The following is a 5,206-nucleotide window of genomic DNA, read 5'->3' as shown; positions in this document are numbered from 1 at the left end:
GACCGCACTCGACCCACGGCATCTTGACCCCCGACGAAGCCTATGCGAGCCAAAAAGAACCAATGAGAATGGCAGCCTGACAAGAAACCCTGATCCACCTTAACAGGGCTGCAAAGTGGTCGAAGAACCAGGACCACCTCTGCTGAAGCAATCCGCCGTGCGCGGAAATTGGCGCGTAAAAAATTAGAGCGCGAAGGATGAAGTGAAGCATGCCGTTACTTAGGCGAATTTGAAACACCCCTTGGCCTATCATCGGCTGGGTTTTTGTTTGTCTAACCCTCATATAACTGTGCCTAAACGAGTGACATTTCTCGAATTTCAGAACCTCAAAGGGCTCGAATACCTCCGTCGAGACGCTTTTGGGACCTAAGCTTTCTCTACACCATTTCGTTTCGCAACATAGTCTGTGAGATGCGGGACGTAGTCCTCAGGCCCATTGCCTCCTGCTGCATGAGCTAGAGCAAAGCTATTTTTCACCGCGTTCCCAATCGGGTTTGCCAAGGCCACGGCCCCAGCCATGGATTCAAGATAGCACATGTCTTTCAGCGCGTTGGTCAAAGTAAATTTGTGGGCCTCGCGATCGCCCTCAACTGCGTATCCCATGAAGGTTTGGTAGAAGCCGCAATCCATACGGCTGCCGCGAATAACGGAGTCAAACTGCAAGGTGGAAATGCCAACTTTTTCCGACAGGGCTAGCGCCTCAGAATAAAGAGCCGCATATCCCAAGGAGAGGAAATTGTTCAGAAGCTTCATCTTATGTCCGGCGCCGCTTGGCCCGATGTGGACGATCGAACCTGCCCATGTAGCGACTACTGGCTTGAGTCTCTCGAAGACGGCGTCAGACGCTCCAATCATGGCCGCAAGCTCCCCTGCTTCTGCCTGAATAGGAGTGCCTCCCAGCGGTGCGTCTGCCATGTGGAAACCACCCTCTTCGAGTTTTGCAGCAAGGGCGGCAGTTGAGTTTGGGTCTGAGGTCGAGCAATCAACAATCACAGTGCCGGGGCGCATAGCTGGCATAAGTGCGTCAACAATCGCTTCCACCTGCGGGGAGCCAGGGGCACAAATATGGATGATCGTAGAGTTGCCAGCCAGTTCCTCGAGTGAAGCGGCCTCTGTTGCGCCTTGGGCGACCAAGTCCTCGACCGGTATGCGGTTGCTATGGGCGATGACGGTAACCGGATAACCCGCTACCAAAATATTTTTCGCCATGCCGTGGCCCATTAGCCCAACGCCTACAAAGCCTATCTTTTCTTTAGCCATACTCTTCCCCCGTTTAAAGCATGTGTGACTTCGGTGATTAAGTTCTGCAACCTAATTCGGGCGCAAGCACGGTTGCATGCATTTTTCGGTATTTTCCGCAGAGCCGAAGTCCCTCCAGCCTTGAAGTGCCGCTGTGCAGCGAAGGATGGCTTTGTCCCGCATCTGAGACATTGGACACGGGTGCAGCGAACGGCCGGTTTGGGGGAATTGTGCTGCACTGCCGCAACTCGGTCGCTGTTTCGACCGGTGTGTCGTAGCAATGTTCGCTGCAAATGCATCAGGCCGGCTTTTCCCGCAGAGCTGCCCTTCAAGCAAAGCGCCACGAACGTCCGCATTCCGCCCAACCTCCCTGCTGGCAACCCTCCGCAATGCGCTGGGTCCGTCCCGCTAGACCTGCGGCATCTCAGGCTGGGTTGACCGTCGGCTGTGGGTTCTTTGCACTAAAGATCGCACTCCACCTCAGATCGGTGGAGCAGCGCGCTCAGTGATCAGCTGACGGGCGGTGACCCTTTCGCGGTGGATCATATAAAGGGTGCTGTCAGACCAATGCGAACCAGTCTCTGCAAGGACAATGAAGCTGCCCTTTTTATGCCGCACCGAGTTGACGCCACTCGGAGAGAGCGGCGGCCCGCCACAGGTAGTGCGTTTCACCGTTGATCTTCACAAAAACTTCGTCCAGATGCCATTGCCAATTCGAATGAGCGCGCATCCGATTGATCCGGTTCTTACGGATTTCTGCGGCGAACATTGGGCCAAATCCATTCCACCAGAAACGTACCGTTTCATGGCTCACGTCGATGCCGCGCTCATGGAGAAAATCTTCGACATTTCGAAGCGAAAGCGGAAATCGGGCATACATCATCACCGCCAGGCGAATGATTTCAGGAGAGGTCTTGAAGTAGCCAAAAGGGGAGCGTTTTGTCATCCCGGAACGCTACGAAACCGCCCTGCCCCGTTCAAGTCAGCTTCTTCTGACAATGCCCTTACGAGACTTCAAGTCCCATCAAAAAGACGAAATCTGCCGATTGTTGAGTTACTGTGACAACGCCCCGTCGAGTGGAATCTTACCAGTCAAAGGGCGCGACGGCCCGCCTGCGCCCCAATGTGAAAGCGTCGGCCACATGAAACATCGGGGTCAGATCAACGTCAGATGCGCCTGTGGCCACCAGTTCGCTAAACTGGGCATAAAGCGCACGGTACTCGTGGTCCGACCCCGCACTGATTTCAGTGCCGTCAACAACCAGCCGGGCCCCACCATCGCGGAGGATTGCAGTCCCGTCCGAGGTTTCGATTTTCACATCCCAGGTCTGCGGTCCGGTCTGTCGCCAGTCGAAGACCGCTGAAACGTTCGCACCTCCGGGATCATTGAACGTCAGATCGGCGGCAATTGGCGTGTCGCGGTTTTCCGGGAAATACAACTCAGCAGCCGACAGATGCAAAGCTCGGGGATAGATCGCGCTGAGGACCGACAGGGCGTTGATGCCCGGATCGAACACACCCAGACCGCCGGCCTGCCAGATCCACTCCTGACCGGGGTGCCAACGACGTACGTCTTCCTTCCAGATTACTTCGACCCCTGTGATGTCCTTGCCTTGCAGCCAGTCTCGCGCCGCCGTAACGCTCGCCGCGTGCCTTGAATGCCAGGTCGCAAACAGCGTCACACCCCGCGCCTCAGCCAAGGAGATCAGGTCATGCACTTCGCTGAGCGTCGCACCAGGCGGTTTTTCCAGCATCACATGTCGGCCCGCCAACAAGGCCCGGCGCGCGTCGGCATATCGCACCTGCGGCGGTGTACACAGAGAGATACAAGTGATTTCAGGATGCGCATTCAGCAGCGTATCCAGATCGCCGTAGCCATCGACCCCGCCCACCTGCGCATTGCGGCTTGCCGTTGCTTTCAACGTGAATGCGGGGGTGCCTGAGATCGCGGGAATATGCTGATCGCGGGCGATTTTCCCTACGCCGACGATAGCGATTTCAAGTGTGTGTTTGGCCATCTAATGCGAATCCCTTGGCACTGCGTTGCCACGGCAACCAACGAGAAAATCGAAGTCGGCGCCGGTGTCCGCCCCCTGTACGTGGTCATGAAACAGACGGGCATAACCGCTGGCGGGCGGCGCGACAGGGTTTTCCCATTCCGCCAAACGTCGTGCGATCTCGACCTCAGAAACGTCCAGATGTATGCGGCGGCCCGGCATATCCAACTCGATCATGTCGCCATTCCGTACGATGGCCAAAGGCCCACCGGCGGCAGCTTCGGGGCTGGTATGGAGGATCACCGTGCCATAGGCGGTGCCCGACATCCGCGCGTCAGAAATGCGGACCATATCAGTGATGCCTTTCTTGAGCACCTTTGGCGGCAGACCCATATTGCCCACCTCGGACATACCCGGATAGCCGCGCGGCCCGCACATTTTCAGCACCATGACGCAGGTTTCGTCAATATCCAGATCGTCGTCATCAATCCGGGCTTTGTAGTCGTCGATATTCTCGAACACGACCGCCCGACCGCGATGGGTCAGCAGATGCGGGCTGGCGGCAGAGGGTTTGAGCACGGCACCATTGGGCGCCAGATTGCCGCGCAAGACAGCAATGCCGCCCTGCTCTGCAAGGGGCGCATCAGCGGGCAGGATCACGTCTTCGTTAAAATTGGTCGCGTCTTTGACCTGATGCCACGCGGTTTCGCCAGATACTGTCAGTGTATCGCGATGCAACAAACCAGCTTCACCTAGGCGTTTGATTACCACTGGCAGACCACCGGCATAAAAAAACTCTTCCATCAGGTATTTTCCCGACGGCATCAGATTCACGATGGTCGGCACGTCGCGTCCCAGCCGATCCCAGTCGTCAAGCGTCAGATCGATACCAACACGGCCTGCAATAGCCATCAGGTGGATTACTGCGTTGGTCGAGCCACCAATCGCACCATTGGTGCGGATCGCGTTTTCAAAGGCGTCGCGGGTCAAAACGTCGGAAGGTTTCAAATCGTCCTTGACCATCTCTACGATGCGCCGTCCTGACACATGCCCCATGACCCGGCGGCGACTGTCGACGGCGGGGATGGCGGCGTTGCCAGACAGAGTCATACCCAGTGCCTCGACCATGCTAGCCATCGAGCTTGCCGTACCCATGGTGTTGCAGGATCCGGGGCTGCGGCTCATCGATTGTTCAGCCTCAAGAAAGTCCTCGCGGGACATCTTGCCCGCTTTGATATCTTCGGACATCTGCCAAAGCGCGGTGCCCGACCCGACGCGTTCGCCTCGAAACCAGCCGTTCAGCATCGGACCGCCGGAGACCATGATCGCGGGGAGGTCGACCGAGGCCGCCCCCATCAAAAGCGCGGGCGTGGTCTTGTCGCAGCCGACCAGCAACGCGACGCCATCCAACGGATTGGCACGAATGGCTTCTTCGACATCCATCGCCGCAAGGTTGCGATACATCATAGCCGTGGGACGCAATGCGCTTTCACCAGTGGAAAACACGGGGAATTCCAACGGCAGTCCGCCAGCTTCGTAGATGCCGTGTTTCACCCGCTCGGCCAGGTCGCGCAGATGCGCGTTGCACGGAGTGAGTTGCGACCATGTGTTGCAGATGCCGATCACCGGGCGCCCGTCAAACAGATCAGCGGGCAGTCCCTGATTTTTCATCCAGCTGCGGTGGTAGATGTGGTCACGGCTGTCTCCGCCGAACCATTCCTGGGAGCGTAGTTTGCGCGGCCAGATTGCGGGTTTGAATGTCATGACATCAGCTCTGTTTCTGTTTGTTGTAAACGTCGAAGATCACAGCGGCGAGCAGCACGAGCCCCTTGATGACCTGCTGGTAATCAATGCCGATACCCATGATCGACATGCCATTGTTCATGACACCCATGATGAAGGCACCTACAACTGCGCCAACAATTTTACCAACCCCACCGGACATCGACGCGCCACCAATAAAGACCGCA

The 5,206-nt window shown here is 57.0% G+C and carries 3 protein-coding genes and 3 pseudogenes; all 6 read right to left on the bottom strand.

Annotated elements, in window-relative coordinates; translation table 11 throughout:
- Positions 1 to 366: 366 nt before the first annotated feature.
- Entirely contained in the window at positions 367 to 780 is a 414-nt protein-coding gene (locus Q1B15_RS03185) for an NAD-binding protein (protein ID WP_299750048.1), read from the bottom strand.
- Between the two features lie 6 nt (positions 781 to 786).
- Positions 787 to 1,266 (bottom strand): annotated as a pseudogene (locus Q1B15_RS03180) (NAD(P)-dependent oxidoreductase); the annotation flags it as partial.
- Between the two features lie 619 nt (positions 1,267 to 1,885).
- Positions 1,886 to 2,185 (bottom strand): annotated as a pseudogene (locus tag Q1B15_RS03175) (DDE-type integrase/transposase/recombinase); the annotation flags it as partial.
- Between the two features lie 139 nt (positions 2,186 to 2,324).
- On the bottom strand, positions 2,325 to 3,257 hold the full coding sequence (locus Q1B15_RS03170; protein ID WP_299750046.1) for a Gfo/Idh/MocA family oxidoreductase: 933 nt from the start codon (positions 3,255 to 3,257) through the stop codon (positions 2,325 to 2,327).
- Entirely contained in the window at positions 3,258 to 5,000 is a 1,743-nt protein-coding gene (gene araD / locus Q1B15_RS03165) for an L-arabinonate dehydratase (protein ID WP_299750043.1), read from the bottom strand.
- A gap of 4 nt (positions 5,001 to 5,004) precedes the next feature.
- Positions 5,005 to 5,206, bottom strand: a pseudogene (locus tag Q1B15_RS03160) (sugar ABC transporter permease); the annotation flags it as partial.

This window comes from uncultured Boseongicola sp. (genome assembly GCF_937988555.1).
In the GTDB taxonomy this organism is placed as follows: Bacteria; Pseudomonadota; Alphaproteobacteria; order Rhodobacterales; family Rhodobacteraceae; genus Boseongicola.
Note: the sequence above shows the minus strand (reverse complement) of the source record. Positions and strands in the feature narration are given on the sequence as shown.

What these genes read in the sequence shown, in the direction of transcription:
- Q1B15_RS03170 (WP_299750046.1), bottom strand. Translation starts at nt 3,257, where the DNA reads ATGGCCAAACACACACTTGAAATCGCTATCGTCGGCGTAGGGAAAATC.
- araD (WP_299750043.1), bottom strand. Translation starts at nt 5,000, where the DNA reads ATGACATTCAAACCCGCAATCTGGCCGCGCAAACTACGCTCCCAGGAA.